Source organism: Salinicola sp. LHM (assembly GCF_034479735.1).
GTDB lineage: Bacteria > Pseudomonadota > Gammaproteobacteria > Pseudomonadales > Halomonadaceae > Salinicola > Salinicola salarius.
In genome coordinates this window covers 3,365,054-3,383,262 of record NZ_CP140261.1, presented here as the reverse complement: position 1 = coordinate 3,383,262, position 18,209 = coordinate 3,365,054, and the positions used below count along the sequence as shown (strand labels likewise).

Annotated in this window: 15 protein-coding genes; 11 read left to right on the top strand and 4 right to left on the bottom strand. The window is 63.4% G+C overall.

Translation table 11 applies throughout. The annotated features are described in order from the left end of the window. Nucleotide 1: 1 nt before the first annotated feature. The gene (locus R5R73_RS15380) at nt 2–748 is read left to right on the top strand and encodes an HIRAN domain-containing protein (protein ID WP_087718225.1); all 747 of its coding nucleotides are present in this window, start codon (nt 2–4) and stop codon (nt 746–748) included. Nucleotides 749–828: 80 nt separating this feature from the next. Here the strand turns inward: R5R73_RS15380 and R5R73_RS15375 are convergent, their stop codons facing one another. The 3 genes from R5R73_RS15375 to R5R73_RS15365 form a co-directional block, all read right to left on the bottom strand. Next, on the bottom strand, nt 829–1,044 hold the full coding sequence (locus tag R5R73_RS15375) for a hypothetical protein (protein WP_087718220.1): 216 nt from the start codon (nt 1,042–1,044) through the stop codon (nt 829–831). Nucleotides 1,045–1,174: 130 nt separating this feature from the next. Then, nucleotides 1,175–2,116, bottom strand: a complete 942-nt coding sequence (locus R5R73_RS15370; protein WP_087718218.1) for a 2-hydroxyacid dehydrogenase — start codon at nt 2,114–2,116, stop codon at nt 1,175–1,177. Nucleotides 2,117–2,196: 80 nt separating this feature from the next. Continuing rightward, nucleotides 2,197–3,603, bottom strand: a complete 1,407-nt coding sequence (locus tag R5R73_RS15365) for a PLP-dependent aminotransferase family protein (RefSeq protein ID WP_087718217.1) — start codon at nt 3,601–3,603, stop codon at nt 2,197–2,199. 196 nt (nt 3,604–3,799) lie between these two features. Between R5R73_RS15365 and doeA the strand changes: the two genes are divergently transcribed. The 7 genes from doeA (at nt 3,800) to R5R73_RS15330 (ending at nt 12,589) form a co-directional block, all read left to right on the top strand. Continuing rightward, nucleotides 3,800–4,999 carry an ectoine hydrolase DoeA gene (gene doeA / locus R5R73_RS15360; protein WP_322527969.1) on the top strand — a complete coding sequence of 400 codons (1,200 nt, stop codon included), beginning with the start codon at nt 3,800–3,802 and terminating at the stop codon, nt 4,997–4,999. Between the two features lie 204 nt (nt 5,000–5,203). Further along, on the top strand, nt 5,204–6,271 hold the full coding sequence (gene doeB / locus R5R73_RS15355; RefSeq protein ID WP_322527968.1) for a N(2)-acetyl-L-2,4-diaminobutanoate deacetylase DoeB: 1,068 nt from the start codon (nt 5,204–5,206) through the stop codon (nt 6,269–6,271). Between the two features lie 120 nt (nt 6,272–6,391). Further along, nucleotides 6,392–6,874 (top strand): Lrp/AsnC family transcriptional regulator, encoded by a 483-nt coding sequence (locus tag R5R73_RS15350; RefSeq protein WP_322527967.1) that lies wholly within the window; start codon nt 6,392–6,394, stop codon nt 6,872–6,874. Between the two features lie 255 nt (nt 6,875–7,129). Beyond that, nucleotides 7,130–8,593 carry an NAD-dependent succinate-semialdehyde dehydrogenase gene (locus R5R73_RS15345; RefSeq protein WP_322527966.1) on the top strand — a complete coding sequence of 488 codons (1,464 nt, stop codon included), beginning with the start codon at nt 7,130–7,132 and terminating at the stop codon, nt 8,591–8,593. 342 nt (nt 8,594–8,935) lie between these two features. Next, nucleotides 8,936–10,336, top strand: coding sequence for an aminotransferase (locus tag R5R73_RS15340; RefSeq protein ID WP_303854566.1), 1,401 nt, complete (start codon nt 8,936–8,938; stop codon nt 10,334–10,336). A 140-nt stretch (nt 10,337–10,476) separates the two neighbouring features. Then, complete coding sequence (eutB, locus tag R5R73_RS15335) at nt 10,477–11,463, top strand: hydroxyectoine utilization dehydratase EutB (protein WP_322527965.1); 987 nt, start codon at nt 10,477–10,479, stop codon at nt 11,461–11,463. A 178-nt stretch (nt 11,464–11,641) separates the two neighbouring features. Then, nucleotides 11,642–12,589 (top strand): cyclodeaminase, encoded by a 948-nt coding sequence (locus tag R5R73_RS15330; protein WP_322527964.1) that lies wholly within the window; start codon nt 11,642–11,644, stop codon nt 12,587–12,589. 51 nt (nt 12,590–12,640) lie between these two features. Here R5R73_RS15330 and zwf read toward each other — a convergent pair whose 3' ends face one another. Next, complete coding sequence (gene zwf / locus R5R73_RS15325; RefSeq protein WP_322527963.1) at nt 12,641–14,257, bottom strand: glucose-6-phosphate dehydrogenase; 1,617 nt, start codon at nt 14,255–14,257, stop codon at nt 12,641–12,643. Nucleotides 14,258–14,430: 173 nt separating this feature from the next. On the opposite strand from zwf, the gene R5R73_RS15320 reads away from it, so the two are divergent. The 3 genes from R5R73_RS15320 (at nt 14,431) to R5R73_RS15310 (ending at nt 17,517) form a co-directional block, all read left to right on the top strand. After that, entirely contained in the window at nt 14,431–14,754 is a 324-nt protein-coding gene (locus tag R5R73_RS15320) for a YrhK family protein (RefSeq protein WP_322527962.1), read from the top strand. A 103-nt stretch (nt 14,755–14,857) separates the two neighbouring features. Further along, the gene (locus R5R73_RS15315) at nt 14,858–16,273 is read left to right on the top strand and encodes an amidase (protein WP_322527961.1); all 1,416 of its coding nucleotides are present in this window, start codon (nt 14,858–14,860) and stop codon (nt 16,271–16,273) included. Nucleotides 16,274–16,389: 116 nt separating this feature from the next. Further along, nucleotides 16,390–17,517 (top strand): lactonase family protein, encoded by a 1,128-nt coding sequence (locus tag R5R73_RS15310; protein ID WP_071230626.1) that lies wholly within the window; start codon nt 16,390–16,392, stop codon nt 17,515–17,517. The last annotated feature ends 692 nt before the right edge of the window (nt 17,518–18,209 follow it).

The following is an 18,209-nucleotide window of genomic DNA, read 5'->3' as shown; positions in this document are numbered from 1 at the left end:
CATGAATCGTCTAATCGAACATCTGGTAGAACCGCAACGCTTGCTGCTGTGTTGGCAGGCGCGTGAGAGCAAGAACCGCTCTCGCTACTGCGTGGGCCAGTTGGTCAAGCATGGCGATGACGTCTGGCTTCAGTACGGCATGGATGAACAGGATATGGCCGAGGCCATTGAAATGGGATTCCAGGGTTATCCAGCATTCCCTCTGAACCGGGCAGAACATCGGCATCATGTTCTTGACGCTTTCATGCGGCGTTTACCGCCGCGTAGTCGGCGAGACTTCGGTCGTTATCTCGAACTGCGCGGCATTCCGCCGGATGCTGACATCAGTGACTTCGGTCTGCTGGGGTACACAGGCGCAAAATTGCCCAACGATGGGTTCGAGCTGGTACACCCCTTCGACAACGCACCCGCAGCCTTTGAGATGCTGCTGGAAGTGGCCGGTTTTCGGCACGAGACACAGATAGCGGTTTCTCAGCTTCAGACAGGCGAGCCAGTTCGATTCGTTCCCGAGCCTGACAATACTTATGACCGCCTGGCTATCCGTATTGAGGCCCAGGGACACAAGCTGGGTTATGTGCCGCGCGGGCAGCTTGAACTGCTGCACCGAATGATAGGTCAGGGTGCGGGTCTGGAAGGCATGATTTTTCGTATCAACGGCACCGATGACCGCCCCCTCGTCTATGTATTGACGAGCGTCACCCGAGATCAGTCGGCTATACCGAAAACCACCCAGCGGCTGAAAGCCTAACCAGTCGCCAGCCGTTTATAGCTAGTTCATTGCCATTCCCGATTGGCCCTCGCTTTCGTGAGGGCCAATTTGTATGGCGGTTACTGACTCGTGGCGTTGGCTACCACCGCCTCGGCTAGCCGGGTGCGGGGCTCACCGGCTTCACCCAAGCGGGCCTTGAGCTGGTCGCAGAGGGCCATTAGCCCGTCGACTTTTTTGACGATGCGATATCGTTCATTTTCAGGAGGAGCTGGCTCAAGAGCCGGCGTGATGAACCTGGTACCGATATCGCGTTCGGTAAGCGTCTTCTTGTTCACCGCATCCCTCGCAGACGAGTAGCCCAGCCGGTTGTAAATCCGACTTTACGTTCTGAAACAGAGGCTATCATCGTCTTTGGGTGAAATCAGGTGGCCCGGCCGAAAATGGCGATGCCGGCTCCCGTCTCGCTCAATACCCCGCTTCGGGATCGATGGTTTCGACCGCCTTGCCTTTCGACATCGCGTCCAGCGCGTCGGCGACCTGGTCGGCGGCGGCGCCGATCGGCGTCGGCCCGGCCATGTGCGGGGTGATCAGGATGCGGGGGTGGCGCCATAGCGGGCTGTCCGCTGCCAGCGGTTCGTTGGGGAAGGCGTCCAGCAGCGCGCCGCGCAGGCGACCTTCGGACACTCCATCGCGCTCTCCATAACCCAGTGCTTCGAGCAGGGCGGGCTCGTCGATCAGGGTGCCGCGACCGGGGTTGATCAGGCTGGCGCCGACGGGGAGCTTGGCCAGGTTGTCGCGGTTGATGATGTGGCGCGTCGCGGGCGTGTCCGGCAGCAGGGTAACCAGCGTCTTGACCTGGTGCAGCAGGGTATCGAGCCCGTCGTCGCCGTGATGGCAACTGATCCCGTCGATCCGTTTGGGCGAGCGGCTCCAGCCGTGAACGGGATAGCCGTCGGCGGCGAGCATCTTCGCGACACGGGTGCCGATCGCGCCGAGGCCCAGCACGCCGATGGGCCAGTCGGGCTTGTCGATCACCGGCACTTCCCGCCATTCGCTCGTCGCCTGTTGTCGGCGATAGCGGTCGAAGTCGCGCTGGAAATGCAGCACGCCGTAGCGGGTGTAGTCACCGATCAGTTCGCCCATGCCGGCGTCGCGCAGCTTGACGATGGGGATCTCGCGGGGCAGCGATGGGTTCTGCAGCAAGGCGTCCACTCCGGCGCCCAGGTTGACGACGCCCTTGAGCACCGTCTGCTCGTCGAAGACCGAGGCCGGCGGTTTCCAGGCGACCAGGTAATCCACCTGTGGGTTGCCGCTGTCCGCCGCGACGTGGAACTCGGCATTCGGCAGGCGTTCGAGCAGGATGTCGCGCCATTGCTCGGCGTCGTTGTGGTAGATCAGGACTCGCATCTGGGCTCCGTCGCCGTTGTCTTGTTGGAGCCGGTCATCATCGCAGGTTATGGGCGGCGAAAGAAATCGCCGCTCGCAGCTCAGTACGCGATCTCCAGCATCGGCGGCGGCGCTTCGCCCAGCAACTGGCTCAGTACGTCCAACCCGCTGGAAAGCCGGGCCAGATCCGGCTCCGCTCCCAGGCTGATGCGCACGCGACGCGGCATGGCGGACTGCTCGACCAGAAACGGCTGGGCGGTGGTGATGGCGACGCCTTCCTGGCGGGCCTGCTGCTGCAGTTCCTCGGCGCGCCACGGCTCCGGCAGCGTCAGCCACACATGCAGGCTGCTGGGGCGCGATTCGATGGTATGGCCCGCCAGCTTGCGCGCGGCCAGCGCCTGCCGTTCCGCCAGCAACTGGCGCTGCTCGTGGGCGAGCGTGTCGACCATGCCGCTGGCCAGCCAGTAATCCGCCAGTTCGAAGATCAGCGGGGTCGCCATCCAGCTGGTGGCGCGCAGGCGCGGCAGGGTGTGATGCATCTGGCCGCGCGGCACGGTGAGATAGCCGGCGCGCAGCCCGGGCACGGTCGACTTGGTCAGGCTGGTGACATGGAAACTCTGCTGGGGCAGGCGAGCGGTCAGGGACTTGAGGCCCGGCGGTTCCAGCAGCGCATGAACGTCGTCCTCGATCAGCCAGACGTCGTGACGCAGCAGGATCTCGGCCACGGCGTCGCGACGGGCGTTCTCCATGGTCGCGCCGGTGGGATTGAGCTGGGTCGGCGTCAGGCAGACGGCACGCGGCCGGAATTTCACGATGGCCGCCTCCAGCGCTTCGGGGATGACGCCCTGCTCGTCGATCGCCACGCCGTGAAGCTGGAAGCCCAGCGTGCGCGCGAGCGCGATCAGGCCGTGGTCGGTCAGCGTCTCCGTCAGCACGACATCGCCGTGCTGGACGACCGTGGCGATCGCCAGCATCAGGCCGTGGGCGGCGCCGTTGCAGAGTAGCCGGTCGTCGGCCTCGCCGGGCACGCCGAGGCGCTCCTTGAGCCAGGCGTTGGCGCGCTCGCGCTGATGCTGCAGGCCGGCGATCGGGCGGCAGGCGCCGATCACGTCGGCGTGGGCGGTCTCGGCGAGCTCCGCCAGCGCATCGCGAAAGCGCCGATGGTGGGAAGGCGGGCAGACCGGATGCGCGATCGACAGGTCGATGGGCGCCGCATCGGTGACCGCCGCCGGGGCGCGCAGGTATTCGTTCTCGGAATCGCCTTCGGCATCGCGAATCCAGGTGCCGCTGCCGACCCGGGCCTGGACGAGGCCGCTCTTCTCGGCCTGTTCGTAGGCGCGGGAAACCGTCTGCACGCTGACGCCCAGCGTCTCGGCGAGCTCGCGGTGCGTGGGCAGGCGCATACCGGGAGAGAGCACGCCGTGGCGGACCGCTTCGGCGAGGGCGCGGGCGATGGAAAGATATTTGGGGCCGTGGCCGCCGAGGAAGGGCGTCAGATCGATTGTCATGATGCAATAAAGCCTTTGACGGCACGCTGAGCGACGATGCTACTATCGTCCTCGATGCATTGACCGATAATTGTCATGAATGTTGATAGTTAAATCATGACAATTTCACACCCGGTCGGCAAGCGGCAGGACACCCGGCACGATCCCCTCGACCGCCGATGTCCCTACAATTTGGTCCCGTTAGTCGAGTGGCTCCATGTTTCAGGTTTCTTTACCTTTCTCGCGTGAAGAGTACGCCAGTCGTTTGCACAAAGTGCGCGTTTCCATGGCGAGCCGCGGAATCGATGTTCTCGTCGTCAGCGATCCCTCCAACATGGGATGGCTGACGGGTTACGACGGTTGGTCGTTCTATGTGCATCAGTGTGTGCTGGTGGGTCTGGAAGGCGAGCCGGTCTGGTACGGGCGACGTCAGGATGCCAACGGCGCCTGGCGCACCTGCTGGATGGACGCCGAACGCGTGCGCTACTACCCGGATTACTACGTCCAGAACCCGGACATGCATCCGATGGAATATCTGGCCCAGTCGGTGCTGCCGGAGTATGGCTGGCATACCGGCAATGTCGGGCTGGAGATGGACAACTACTACTTCTCGGGCAAGGCCTATACCAGCCTGCTCAAGGAGTTGCCGCATGCCCAACTGGTCGACGCCACGGCGCTGGTCAACTGGTGCCGTGCGATCAAGTCGCCGCAGGAAATCGCCTACATGCGCACGGCGGCGCGAATCGTCGAGTGCATGCATACGCGCATCCTCGAGATGATCGAGCCCGGCCTTGCCAAGAGCAAGCTGGTCTCCGAGATCTACCGGGTCGGCACCGAGGGCTGGACCGACGAGCACGGCACGGTCCACGGCGGCGATTATCCGGCGATCGTGCCGTTGCTGCCGACCGGCAGCGATGCCGCCGCGCCGCACCTGACCTGGGACGACACCCCGTTTCGCAAGGGCGAAGGGACGTTTTTCGAGATCGCCGGCTGCTACAAGCGCTACCACGCGCCGCTGTCGCGAACCGTCTTCCTCGGCAAGCCGCCGCAGGACTTCATACGCGGCGAATCGGCCCTGCTCGAGGGGATCGACAACGGCCTGGCGGTGGCCAAGCCTGGCAACCGCTGCGCCGATATCGCGCTGGCGCTGGGCGCGGCGATGGACAAGTACGGCTTCGACCGGGGCGGCGCGCGCTGCGGCTATCCGATCGGGATCAGCTATCCACCGGACTGGGGCGAGCGCACCATGAGCCTGCGCCCCTCCGACGAGACGATCCTCGAGCCCGGCATGACCTTCCATTTCATGCCCGGCATGTGGATGGACGACTGGGGGCTCGAGATCACCGAAAGTATCCTGATCACCGAAAACGGTGCCGAGCCGCTGTGCAATTTTCCGCGCCAGCTGTTCGTCAAGTAAGTCGCGTCAGCTGTTCGTCAAACAAGAACGTGCCGGGCGTCCGTGAAAGTCGATCGTTCGTGAAAGTCGATCGTGGAACAAGGCCAAACAGCGGGTCTGGAGCCCGCCACGAATCCGGCCCGCCCGGCTATTTTGCTACTTTTCAATGACGCACCTGCAGCGATCCGCCAGGGCGCGTCATCCGCTTCATTGAGGAGAGTTCGCATGTCCGCAACCCTGCGTCCCAGCCCGATCAGCGCCACCGTCGACTTCGATGCCCAGGGCGTTCAGCACGGTTTTCTCAAGCTGCCGATCTCGGTCGACGAGTCGGCCTGGGGCGCGGTAATGATCCCGATCACCGTAGTCGCCAACGGCGAAGGCCCGACGGCGCTGCTGACCGGCGGCAACCACGGCGACGAGTACGAGGGCATCACCTCGCTGCTGAAACTCGCCAGCACGCTCGAGGCGAAGGACGTGCGCGGTCGCGTGATCATCGTGCCGATGATGAACACGCCGGCGGCGGAAGCGGGCAGGCGGACCTCGCCGCTGGATGGCGGCAACCTCAATCGCAGCTTCCCCGGCGATCCCAACGGCGGCGTCACCTCTCAGATCGCCGACTACTTCAATCGGGTGCTGGTGCCGATGTGCGACGTGGCGCTGGATCTCCACTCCGGCGGTCGCACGCTGGACATCGTGCCGTTTGCCGCCGCCCACCGGCTCGACGATCTCGCCCAGGAGAACGCGAGCCTGGCCGGCGCGGTCGCCTTCGGCGCGCCCTACGCGATGATGATGTTCGAACTCGACGCCACCAAGCTATACGACACCGCGGTGGAGTCCCAGGGCAAGACCTTCGTCACCACCGAACTCGGTGGCGGCGGCACCTCGACGCCGGAAAGCCTGGCCATCACCGAGCGCGGCGTGCGGAACTTTCTGTTGCACTATGGTTTATTGAAGACGGGTTTAATCGAGGGCGAGATCGAGAAGCCAACGGAGCCGATGATCTACGTCGATATGCCAGATGCCAGCTGCTACGTCCAGAGCGAGCACTCCGGCCTGCTGGAGTTGACGCTGTCGCTGGGTGATACGGTCGAGAAGGGCGAAGTGATCGCCCGGGTCTACGACATGACGCGCACCGGCGCCGCGCCGGTCGAATACCGCGCCCAGCGCGACGGCATCCTCATCGCCCGGCGGTTCCCGGCCAAGGTCGGGATGGGCGATACCATTGCCGTGGTGGCCGAAGTGGTCGAGTCGCTGGAGCGTGCTCAGAACCAGACCCAGACCAAACGCCAATGAGCGAAGGTCAGACGAGGCGAGCGCTGTTGAAAGAGCGGAGTTTACGAGGGGTAAATGAGCATTTTGAAACAGCGCTCAACGATGTATGGCCGAGCGTAATCAGTTTGGATGGTGTCTGGTATGAAGCTTGATCGCTACGATTTCAAAATCCTCGAGATCCTCAGTCGCGACGGCCGCATCACCAAGTCGCGGCTGGCGGAGGCGATCAGTCTTTCCGTCAGCCCGTGCTGGGAGCGGGTCAAGCGGCTGGAAAAAGCCGGGGTCATCGAAGGCTACAGTGCCCGGATCAATCCCGACGCCATCGTCAAGCGCACGCCGGTGTGGGTGCAGATCGAACTCAAACAGCACAACGCCGAAAGCTTCGCCCGCTTCGAGCGCATGGTGGCGGAGACCGATGCCGTGGCCGAGTGCGTCGCGGTGGGTGGTGGCGTCGACTACCTGGTCAAGATCGCCGCCGACAGCATCGACGCTTATCAGCGCCTGATCGATGCCTGGCTCGTCTCCGATCTCGGCATCGAGCGCTACTTCACCTATATCGTCACCAAGACGGTCAAGCGCGAAGGGCCGCCGGTATTATCCGGGCCAAATGAATCGTTTGTCTGAAATCGGATGACAATGAGCCCGGCCTTGGCCGGGCTCATTGGTTCTTGCCTATATTCCGCCAAAAAAACCGAAACTCCCCCGCCAAAAAAACCGCAACTCCTGGCCGGGCTTTCGAAAGAAAGCGTGGCGCAAAGCGGTCGAGACAAGAAAATTCCCTCTCGCCGAGTCGGTACCATGATCGTACTCGCAGGATAGGCCACTTGTTCTGCCCCACCGCCGACAGCCTTTTTTGTCCAGAGCCAAGCAGGAGGCGATATGAAACTCAACGATCCCCGGCTTTTCCGCCAGTATGCCTATGTCGATGGTAAATGGACCCATGGTAGCGAGGGCCGCGAGGAAGCGGTCGTCGATCCCGCCACCGGAGAAACCCTGGGCCATTGCGCCCTGCTCGAAGCGGCACAGATCACCGACACGGTGACGGCGGCCGAGAACGCCTTCGCCGAGTGGCGGGCGATCAATGTCCACGAGCGGGCCGAGAAGCTCAACGCCTGGTACCGCCTGCTGCACGAACACAAGGAAGACTTGGCGCTGCTGATGACCTACGAGCAGGGCAAGCCGCTCGACGATTCCCGTGGCGAGGTCGACTACGGCGCCAGCTTCATCCAGTGGTTCGCCGAGGAGGCCAAGCGCGCCTATGGCGTGACCATCCCGAGCCATATCCCCAACGCCGCATTGGGCACGATCAAGGAGCCGGTGGGCGTCTCGGCGATGTTCACGCCCTGGAACTTTCCGCTGGCGATGATCACCCGCAAGGCCGGTGCCGCGCTGGCGGCGGGCTGCACGGTGGTCGTCAAGCCGGCCAACGAGACGCCATATTCCGCGCTGGCACTGGCCGAGCTGGCCGAGCGGGCCGGGATTCCGGCGGGCGTGTTTAACGTGGTTACCGGCGATCCGGCCACCGTGTCCGAAGTGCTGTGCAACGACAACCGCATCCGCAACATCTCGTTCACCGGCTCGACCCGCGTCGGCAAGCTGCTGATGCGCCAGAGCTCGTCCAGTGTCAAGCGCATGTCGCTGGAGCTGGGCGGCAATGCGCCGTTCATCGTCTGCGACGACATGGACCCGGACGCCGCGGCGAAGGAAGCGGTCGCCGCCAAGTTCCAGACCGCCGGCCAGGATTGCCTCGCCGCCAACCGTATCTTCGTTCAGCGTGGCATCTACGATGCCTTCGTCGAGCGGTTCGTGGCGCACATGGAGGCACTGAAGGTCGGCAACGGTCTCGAGGAGAACGACATCGGGCCGCTGATCCACAAGCGGGCGGTGGACATGGCCAAGGGTATCGTCGAGGACGGTATCAGCAAAGGGGCGCGCCAACTGGGCGGAGAGGGCCAGGCGCCCGGCGAGAACTTCTTCATGCCGACGCTGCTGGCCGATATCACGCCGGAGATGCGCGTGTTCCGCGAGGAGACCTTCTCGCCGGTCGCGGGTGTCTGTGCGTTCGATGACGACGACGAAGTCATTCAGCTCGCCAACGATACCGAATACGGGCTCGCCGCCTACGTCTACACCCACGACGTGCGTCGAATCTGGAAGCTGATGCGCGGGCTCGAGTACGGCATGGTCAGCGTCAACAGCGTCAAGATGACCGGCGCGCCGATCCCGTTCGGCGGCGTCAAGCAGTCCGGCCTCGGTCGCGAGGGCGGCGCCGCGGGGCTCGATGAGTATCTCGATACGAAGTACTACTGTCTGGGCGATATGCCGTCGGCCAGCTCTTCTTGAGCCAGCGCGGAATCGCTGACTGCGCGAGCGAATCGCCGCGTTGCCCGATACTCGGAGTCCTCACCTATAACCCATAGGCTCCGGCTCCTGCGTGTCGTGCGCCTTGCGCTTCGCCCGCTCGCCTAGTGCTTACGCGCTGTCTCGTGAACGGCGGCGCGTTGTTCTGACGGTGTCGCGCCCGCGCGTCGCTGACATGGATAATGACCGGCTGGACGCCACTGGCCGGTCCAGAGATAACATTCTACAAGCGGGTATTACACAAGGATCGCTCCGATCGCTGCGCCCGCCCCTGAAACGCCGTCCGGACAGATGGCGGCGTTTCGTTTTGGTTAAGGAAAGGTTATGACCGATACTCGTGCTCTGATCGAAAACGATCGCCGCCACGTTTTCCATGCGTCCACCCATCTGCGCGATTACGCCCAGGGCGATGCGCCGGGGCGCGTCATCACCGGTGGCAAGGGAATCTCCATCGTCGATCGCGATGGCCGCGAGATGATCGATGCCTTCGCCGGGCTCTACTGCGTCAATATCGGCTATGGACGCACCGAGATCGCCGAGGCGATCTATGCCCAGGCCAAGGAGCTGGCGTACTACCACACTTATGTCGGCCACTCCAACGAGCCGCTGATCGCGCTCTCCGAGCGCATCGCCAAGCTCGCCGGCAACGGCCTGAACAAGGTCTACTACGGCCTCTCCGGCAGCGACGCCAACGAGACTCAGATCAAGCTGGTGCGCTATTACCACAACGTCATCGGCCAGCCGAAGAAGAAAAAGATCATCGCGCGCCAGCGTGGCTACCATGGCTCCAGCATCGCTGCCGGTTCGCTCACCGGCCTGCCGGCGTTCCACCAGCATTTCGATCTGCCGATCGACGGCGTGCTGCATACCAAGGCGCCTTACTACTATCGGCGTGAGCGTGGCGACATGAGCGAGCGCGAATTCTCCGCCTACTGCGCCGAACAGCTCGAAGCGATGATCCAGCGCGAGGGGCCGGACACCATCGGCGCCTTCATCGGCGAGCCGGTTCTGGGAACCGGCGGCATCATCCCGCCGCCGGAAGGCTACTGGGACGAGATCCAGGCCGTGCTCAAGCGCCACGATATCCTGCTGATCTGCGATGAAGTGGTCAGTGGCTTCGGCCGCCTGGGCAGCGAATTCGGCTTCCAGCACTACGGCATCCAGCCGGATCTGGTGACCATCGCCAAGGGGCTGACCAGCGCCTACCAGCCGCTTTCCGGCGTCATCGTCGGTGAACGGGTGTGGAAAGCGCTGGAAGACGGCACCGGCGAATATGGCCCCATCGGCCACGGCTGGACCTACTCCGGCCACCCGCTGGGTGCCGCCGCCGCCATGGCCAACCTGGACATCATCGAGCGCGAGAACCTGGTGGGCAACGCCGCCGAAACCGGCGCCTACTTCAACGCCCAGCTCAAGAAGACCTTCGGCGAGCATCCGCTGGTCGGCGACGTCCGCGGCGAGGGGTTGATGGCCGCGCTGGAATTCGCGCCCACCAAAGGCGAGTACACGCCGTTCGAGCCGTCGCTCAAGGTCGGCGCGCGCGTTGCCGCCGCAGCGCTCGAGGAGAACCTGATCGCTCGCGCCATGCCCAACGGCGACATCCTCGGCTTCGCGCCGCCGCTGGTGATCGACCGCGGCCAGGTTGACGAAGTGATCGCCCGCGCCAAGCGTGCCATCGACAAGGTGACCGACGAGCTGACGCGTAGCGGTGATCTCAAGGGCTAAGTCGAAGCCATCGCCACATCGTCTTGCCATAGCCACATCGTCTTGCCATAGCCATATCATCTTGATGACACGACAAGCCTGCGGCAGGGTGGAGAGATCCACTCTGCCGCACTTGTCTTACCAACCGGGATTCCCCAACGATGTCCGACCCCGTCACGCTTCATGACATCTACCTGGCCCGAAGCCGCATCGCCGGCCAGGCAATGCGCACGCCGCTGATTCTCTCCCAGAGCCTGTCGACGAGATTCGATGCCGAGGTCTATCTCAAGCTCGAGACGCTACAGCCGAGCGGCGCGTTCAAGCTCAGGGGTGCGCTCAACAAGATCGCGTCGCTGTCGCCCGAGCAGCTCGAGCGTGGCGTGACCACGGCTTCCACCGGCAACCACGGTCGCGCGGTGGCGTGGGCCGCGAAGCGTCTCGGTGCCCGCGCGATCATCTGTGTCTCCGAACTGGTGCCGGCCAACAAGGTGGCGGCCATCGAGGCGCTGGGCGCCGAAGCCCGCGTGATTGGCCGCTCTCAGGACGATGCCTTCGTCGAGGCACGGCGGCTGGTGAGCGAAGAAGGCATGGCGCTGATCGAACCCTTCGACGATCCGCTGATCGCGGCCGGCCAGGGCACCATCGGGCTCGAGCTGATGGAAGACCTTCCCGAACTCGACCGGGTGCTGATCGGGCTTTCCGGTGGCGGCCTGCTGGGCGGCATCGGCCGCGCGGTGAAGGGCATCAACCCGAAGGTAAGAGTCACCGGCGTGAGCATGCTCGAGGGCGCGGCGATGATCGAAAGCCTGGCCGCCGGCAAGCCCGTCGAGGTCGAGGAAGAGGCATCGCTGGCGGATTCGCTGGGCGGCGGGATCGGTCTCGACAACCGCTGCACCTTCGAGCTGGTCCGCGAGGTGATGGACGATCATCACCAGGTCTCGGAAGCGGCCATCGCCCGCGCCATGCTCCATTTCTTCGAGCAGGAGAAGATGCTGGTGGAAGGCGCCGCGGTGGTCGGGCTCGCCGCCATCGAAGAGCACGCCATCGATATCCGTGGCGAAAAGGTGGCGCTGATCGTCTCGGGCAATGGCGTGGACGCGGATACGTTGATGCGGGCGAAGACGCTGATCGACTATCCGGCGCGCTGAGCGACTGAAAACTGCCTGCGCTCGGCCATACGGCGTAAAAAATTAGCTTAAAGTACTCATTTACAACCCGTAAATTCCGTCTTCGCGCTAATTTTTGCCTTGTCTGGCCTTCGCTCGCCGACTTTTCAGACTCGCTCAGTCTTAACCATAGCTATTGAACGGGTTAAAAGGATTGAATATGGAACTCTATAACCGCGAACAGATTCAGGATGTCGTCAGCCTTGATCGCGACGCGCTCGAGGCGGTCGAAGCCGGCTTTCGCGCGCTGGGCGAGGGCAATGTCGTCCAGCCGCCGATCCTGTCGATGGCGATCGAGGAGGCCAACGGCGAGGTCGACGTCAAGACCGCGCACATCAAGGGCAATGAGCGCTTCGCGATCAAGGTCAGCCCCGGCTTCTTCGACAACCCGAAACTGGGTCTGCCGAGCCTCAATGGGTTGATGATCGTGTTCTCGGCGAAGACCGGACTGGTCGAGGCGGTGCTGTTCGACGAAGGCTATCTCACCGATATTCGCACCGCGCTGGCCGGCGCCATCGCCGCCAAGCATCTTTCCCGCGCCGACAGCAAGCGCGTCACCGTGCTGGGTGCCGGGTTGCAGGCGGAACTGCAGGTCGCCGCGCTCAAGCTGGTACGCGACATCGATACGCTGGATGTCTGGGCGCGGGACGTCGCCAAGGCCGAAGCCTACGCGGCGCGGATGCAGGAAAAATACGGGCTGGCCGTGGCGGTGCATACCGATATCGCCGACGCCTGCCGCGAGGCGGACATCATCGTCACTACCACGCCGTCGCGAGAGCCGCTGTTGAGCGGCGAGCATCTGCGCGAAGGCGTTCACGTCACCGCCATGGGCTCCGACAGCCCGGAGAAGCGTGAGCTGGACACCTCCGTCATGGAGCGGGCCGATCATTTCGTCGCCGATACCCGCGCCCAGAGCGAGAACAACGGTGAGCTCAAGGCCTACGCCGGCCACCAGCCACCGTTCACCGTTAACGAGCTGGGCAAGGTGATCGCGTCCGGCAAGAGTCTGCGCACGGCGGACTCGCAGATCACCGTCTGCGATCTCACCGGTACCGGTGTGCAGGACACCGCCATCGCCGGTTTCGCGCTGAGCCGACTGGTTTCCTGAGACGTTCGAAAGACGTGTGAAGCGCTCGGCGGTTTCGCCGAGCGCGGAGTCTCATGAAGGCGACTTCTCGCCACGCTTCGGCACCGGTGCCACGCCAGGGCCGGTGGGCTCGCCGACCTTGTGCCACAGACGGCCGTCGCGCTGGATCAGTTCATGGGCGCCGCTGGGGCCGTCGGTGCCTGCGGCATAACCTTCGATGCCCGATTTTTCGCTCTCCGATTCTCCGGTCCCCGATTCGCGGGACCAGGCTTTCAGAAACGGCTGCACGGCGCGCCAGCCGTTCTCGATGGTATCCGCACGCTGGAACAGCATCTGGTCGCCGGTCAGGCAGTCGTAGATCAATGTCTCGTAGCCGGTGACCGCCGGCAGGTCGAAGAAATCCTTGTAGGCAAAGCCCATCTTGACGGTGTCCATTTCCAGCTCGGGGCCGGGCCGCTTGGCCTGGAAGTCGAACCACATGCCTTCGTTGGGCTGGATCTGGATGATCAGCCAGTTGGAGGCCATCCGCTCCACGTCGGTGTTGCGAAACTGCGCGTAGGGCGCCGGCTTGAAGCAGATCGCGATCTCGGTGTCCCGCGCGCTCATGCGCTTGCCGGTACGCAGATAGAACGGCACGCCGATCCAGCGCCAGTTGTCGACCATCACTTTCATGGCGACGAACGTTTCCGTCTGGCTGTCGGCGTCGACACCTTTCTCCTCGAGGTAGCCGGGCACCTGGCGGTCGCCGAGCGTGCCAGCCTCGTAGCGTCCGCGCGCCGAGTTGTGAGCGGCCTCTTCCGTCGTCCAGGGGCGAATGGCGCCCAGCACCTTCGATTTCTCGCTGCGCAGGGCATCCGCGCCGAACGCGGCCGGGGGTTCGATGGCGACCATGGCGAGCAGCTGGAACAGGTGATTGGGCACCATGTCGCGCATGGCCCCGGCCTTGTCGTAGAAGGCGGCCCGCTCCTCGACGCCGACCGTTTCCGCGGCGGTGATCTGGATGTGGTCGATGTAGTGATTGTTCCAGAACGGTTCGAACAGCACGTTGGCGAAGCGGGCGACGAGGATGTTCTGAACCGTCTCCTTGCCGAGAAAATGATCGATCCGGTAGATCTGATCTTCCCGCATCACGTCGAGCAGCTCGGCATTCAATGCCTGGGCCGATTCGAGATCGTGGCCGAACGGCTTTTCGACGATGACCCGGCGGTAGTTTCCGCCTTGCTCCGTCAGTAATCCGGCCTGGCCCAGTTGCCTGGCGATCTCGCCAAAGAAGCGGGACGCGGTCGCGCAATAGAAGATTGCATTGCCGCTGTCGGATGACGCAATCGCGTCCTCGATCTGGCGGTAAATCGCCTCGTCGGTGAAGTCGCCCTGCAGATAATGGAGCCGCTGCTCGAATTCGCGCCAGCGCGATTCGTCCAGTGCGCTGCCGCGGCCTTCCGAGTGGTGATCGGCGGCCTTGTCGGCAATGAACTGCTTGAGATGGGCGCGAAATCCCGCGTCGTCATGCTCGGCGAGATCGACGCCGACGATCCGCATGTTGGGATCGATCAGCTGATCCCGGTCCAGATTGTAGAGCGAAGGAATCAGCAGCCGTTTCACCAGATCGCCGCCGGCACCGAAGACGAACATCGTGGTGTTGTCGGCCGCTGGCGTCTGCTCGTACTGCGCTTGCATCGAATGGGACACGGACTTTCACCTCTTCATGTCGGTTGCCGGAGCAGGTCGTCTCGTTCGACTTCATCATGGAAGACAATCCGCACGGGAGCCAGTGAATCCGCTTCGAGCCGGGCGCTGCCTTTGCGGAGCACGGTGGGCTGGACCAGAATGTCGTGATCAATCTCGAAGGGAGCGAAAGTGACATGAACGAGAGGACACGACAGCGTGACGCCCATTCAAACAGCACCAATGAACCACTGACTCTTCACTTCGGCCGGGATGAGCTGGTCATTCGCCAGCGCTATGAAGTCGTGAGCATCGTCAACGATATTCTGATCGGTATCTGGTTCGTGATCGGCAGCATTTTCTTCTTCTACGACTCCCTGACTTATGCCGGTACCTGGCTGTTCGTGATCGGCAGTATCGAGATGTTGATTCGTCCGGTCATTCGCCTGCTTCGGCGCCTGCATCTGCAGCGCATGAACGCCGCATCGCCCTCTCCATCCGAGGCCGAGCACGATTTCTGACGTGCTGAAAGTCGTCATCCTTCCGGTAGCGACGTTGCGCGTCTTTCAGGACGCCGACTAACCTTGGCGACATGAAACTCGTACCACAGGACGTGGAGGAATCGTGAGCGACACCGACCTTGGCAATCTGGACGCTGGAAAACTCGAGCAGCTCTATCGAACCGGCGAGGCTTCGCCGCTGGAGGCGACGCGGGCGGCGCTCGACCGTATCGACCGCTTCAACGACGCCGTGAACGCCTACGTTCATGTCGACCGCGAGGGGGCCGAGAAGGCGGCCAAGGCTTCTGCCAGGCGCTGGGGGCAGGGCAAGCCGCTGAGCGCCATCGACGGCATTCCCGTCTCGATGAAGGATCTGGCCGAGGTGGCCGGCATGCCGGCGCGTGGCGGCTCGCTGACCACATCGGAATCGCTCTGCGAGGAAGACTGCCCGCCGGCCCGCATGCTCCGCGAAGCCGGGGCGGTGATTCTCGGCAAGACCAACACGCCGGAGTTCGGCTGGAAAGCGGTGACCGACAACCGGGTGTTCGGTGCGAGCTACAATCCCTGGGATACGCGCCTGACGCCGGGCGGCTCCTCCGGCGGGGCCGCTGCCGCTGCCGCGCTCAACATGGGCGTGCTGCATCAGGGGGGCGACTCCGGCGGCTCGATCCGCATTCCCGCCGCGTTCACCGGCGTCTTCGGCTTCAAGCCCACCTACGGCTGGACCCCGCAATGGCCGCCGGCGACAGAACCTTCGCTCTCTCATATCGGCCCGTTGACTCGCAGCGTCGACGACGCGGTGCGCATGCTCAACGTGATCGGGCGCTACGACTATCGTGACCCTTACGCCACGCGGGGCCAGCCGAAGGATTGGGGGGCCGATCTCGGCAAGGATCTGCGCGGGCTGCGCATCGCCTACTCGCCGACCTTGGGCTATGCCGAGGTCGATGACCAGGTCGCCGCTCGCGTGCGCGAAGCGGCTCGCAATCTCGAGCAGCTTGGCGCCGAGATCGAGGAGATTCACCCGGGGTTCGAGTCGCCGATCGATATCTTCCAGAAGCTCTGGTTTACCGCGTCGCTGGATTTCTGGTCGAAATGCAGCGACCGGCAGCGCGAACAGCTCGATCCGGGCCTCGTTGCCAATGCGCGTACCGCGCAGCAGTGGAGCGCGCTCGACCTGTTCCAGGCGCTGGGTCGCCGAGCCAATTTCACCGAGGGCCTGGAGCGCTTCAATCAGGATTATCATCTGTTGATGACGCCGACCGTACCGATCGAGCCGTTCGAGGCGGGTCACGAAGTCCCGCCCGGCAGCGGCATGCGCGACTGGGAAGAGTGGGCGCCATTCTCCTATCCGTTCAACCTGAGCCAGCAGCCGGCGGCGTCCGTTCCCTGCGGTTTCACCGAATCCGGCCTGCCGGTGGGGTTCCAGCTCGCCGGTGGCAAGCACGATGATGTCCGCGTCCTGCGAGCCTGTCACGCCTACATGAAAGCCCATCCGCCGCGGTTTCCGCGCGTGCCCGATCCCGCGCAGAAGTTGTAGCGACACGATTGCAAGTTGGCTCGACTCGCTTGTCTCAACCAAAGGGGCATAGGGTTTGTATGACAATTGAGCTTGAATGAATAGACGAAACATTCAACCCGAACGGATGGAACCCAATGACTCGGACGACGCTCGCTGCACTAACTGCCGGATTTTGTTTGACGCTGCATGGGGTTGCCGCTCAGGCGGCGACTTACGTCTATGTCTCGAACGCGGGCGATGGCGTCATCTCCAGCTACTCCCTGGATCGCGACCGGGGAGCGCTGGAGCCGCTGGCGAAGACACCGACAGGTGGCGAGGTCATGCCGTTGGCGTTGAGTCCCGATCATCTTCATCTCTATGCGACGCTGCGCAATGAACCTCCCCAGGTAGTGAGCTTTCGTCTCGACCCCACCAACGGCGAGTTGAGCCGTCAGGGCGCGGGTTCTCTGCCGGCCAGCATGGCGAACGTGGACGTCGACCCCAGCGGTCGCTACCTGTTTGCCGCCTCCTATAGCGATGATCTGCTCAGCGTCAGTCCTGTCGATGCACAGGGCGTGATCGGTGATGCTCAGGCGACGCTGCCGACGGGCCAGCGCGCGCACGCCATGCACGCCTCGCCTGACGGTCGTTTCGCCTACGCCACCAACCTGGGCGAGGACCAGCTCGTGCAGTACCGCTTCGATGGCGCAAGCGGAAAGCTGTCCCCGTTGTCGTCGGCCGCGGTGTCGACCCCGTCTCAGACCGGGCCGCGTCACTTCGTGTTCTCGCCCGATGGACGCTTCGTCTATGTATTGGGGGAATTTTCCGGTGCAGTCACGACTTACGCCTACGACGAGCAGAGCGGTCAGCTCACCGCACTGGGCACGGCAACGGGCGTTCCAGCGTCCTCGAAGCTGATTCGCGGCATGGCCCGCGAGGACATTCCCGCCGGTGACGACACGCCACGTATCTGGGCGGCGGACATCCACACGACGCCGGACGGCCGCTTCGTCTATATCAGCGAGCGTACGCGCAGCCGCATCAGTGCCTTCGAGGCTGATCCGGATAGCGGCAAATTGACGTTCCTGCGCACCACCGAGGTAGAGAAACAGCCGCGCGGTTTCAACATCGACCCGAGCGGGCGCTTCATGGTCGTCTCAGGACAGCTCGACGATGAGGTGGGCCTCTACCGAATTGCACCGCAGACAGGAGAGCTGACCCGGGTCGACGAAGCGCCAACCGGCAAAAACGCCAACTGGGTCGAGATCGTCACCTTTGACTGAGCACAGGCCGTGGCGTAAACGCCGGTATTCCGTGAAGCCGCGCCATCCCGTGGCGAAGTCACACCACTGACCCGAACAGGCATCGCCACCTCGAGTAGAGAGTTCGTGCCAAGGAATCCCCGGTCGAATGATTCGATCGGGGATTTTGCGTTTGTTGCCCTGGTCGTCAGGCGCCACTGATGGCACAGGGCAAAAGGCGCTCCGTCACTGACGAATATCTCGAAGCGGGATGAATCCGGCCCATATCCTGCGTTTGCCATCGAAGGTCATGGCGGTCTGCATCGTGTCGATCTGCATATCGACGCGTTCTTCGCTCTGTATTCATTGAGCCCTGTAACCCAGGTTGTCCCGTCCGGCCATGCGAGGATGTCGCAAGGTCGCCGTCGCCTGTTCCCTCATGGCTCGATAGGTATCGTGCCTGCCTTCAAGCGCGGGAACGATGGAGCCCTGTACGTAGTGCGTGATCAGACCAGGCGCGTGGCAATGTCCGCTACGACTCTGGGTCCGCTACGACTCTGGTGACGAGAAACCGCTGGAGGCCTTCGATGGCTCTTTGAGCGACGGATGCACTCGATTGGCAAACTCGATCCGCCTGTCAATTCGATCGGACGGTAAAATCCGAGCGGCCAGCTACGCTTGAGGAGAGCGCCGCGAGAGTGAGTCGCCGTTCAGTTGTCTTTCATCCCAGTTCA

Bases quoted from the DNA above. Each gene is read 5' to 3' on its own strand.
- eutB (WP_322527965.1), top strand. From the start codon at position 10,477: ATGTCCGACCCCGTCACGCTTCATGACATCTACCTGGCCCGAAGCCGC.
- R5R73_RS15320 (WP_322527962.1), top strand. From the start codon at position 14,431: ATGAACGAGAGGACACGACAGCGTGACGCCCATTCAAACAGCACCAAT.
- R5R73_RS15310 (WP_071230626.1), top strand. From the start codon at position 16,390: ATGACTCGGACGACGCTCGCTGCACTAACTGCCGGATTTTGTTTGACG.
- R5R73_RS15345 (WP_322527966.1), top strand. From the start codon at position 7,130: ATGAAACTCAACGATCCCCGGCTTTTCCGCCAGTATGCCTATGTCGAT.
- R5R73_RS15365 (WP_087718217.1), bottom strand. From the start codon at position 3,603: ATGACAATCGATCTGACGCCCTTCCTCGGCGGCCACGGCCCCAAATAT.
- R5R73_RS15330 (WP_322527964.1), top strand. From the start codon at position 11,642: ATGGAACTCTATAACCGCGAACAGATTCAGGATGTCGTCAGCCTTGAT.
- doeA (WP_322527969.1), top strand. From the start codon at position 3,800: ATGTTTCAGGTTTCTTTACCTTTCTCGCGTGAAGAGTACGCCAGTCGT.
- R5R73_RS15340 (WP_303854566.1), top strand. From the start codon at position 8,936: ATGACCGATACTCGTGCTCTGATCGAAAACGATCGCCGCCACGTTTTC.
- R5R73_RS15380 (WP_087718225.1), top strand. From the start codon at position 2: ATGAATCGTCTAATCGAACATCTGGTAGAACCGCAACGCTTGCTGCTG.
- doeB (WP_322527968.1), top strand. From the start codon at position 5,204: ATGTCCGCAACCCTGCGTCCCAGCCCGATCAGCGCCACCGTCGACTTC.
- R5R73_RS15350 (WP_322527967.1), top strand. From the start codon at position 6,392: ATGAAGCTTGATCGCTACGATTTCAAAATCCTCGAGATCCTCAGTCGC.
- R5R73_RS15370 (WP_087718218.1), bottom strand. From the start codon at position 2,116: ATGCGAGTCCTGATCTACCACAACGACGCCGAGCAATGGCGCGACATC.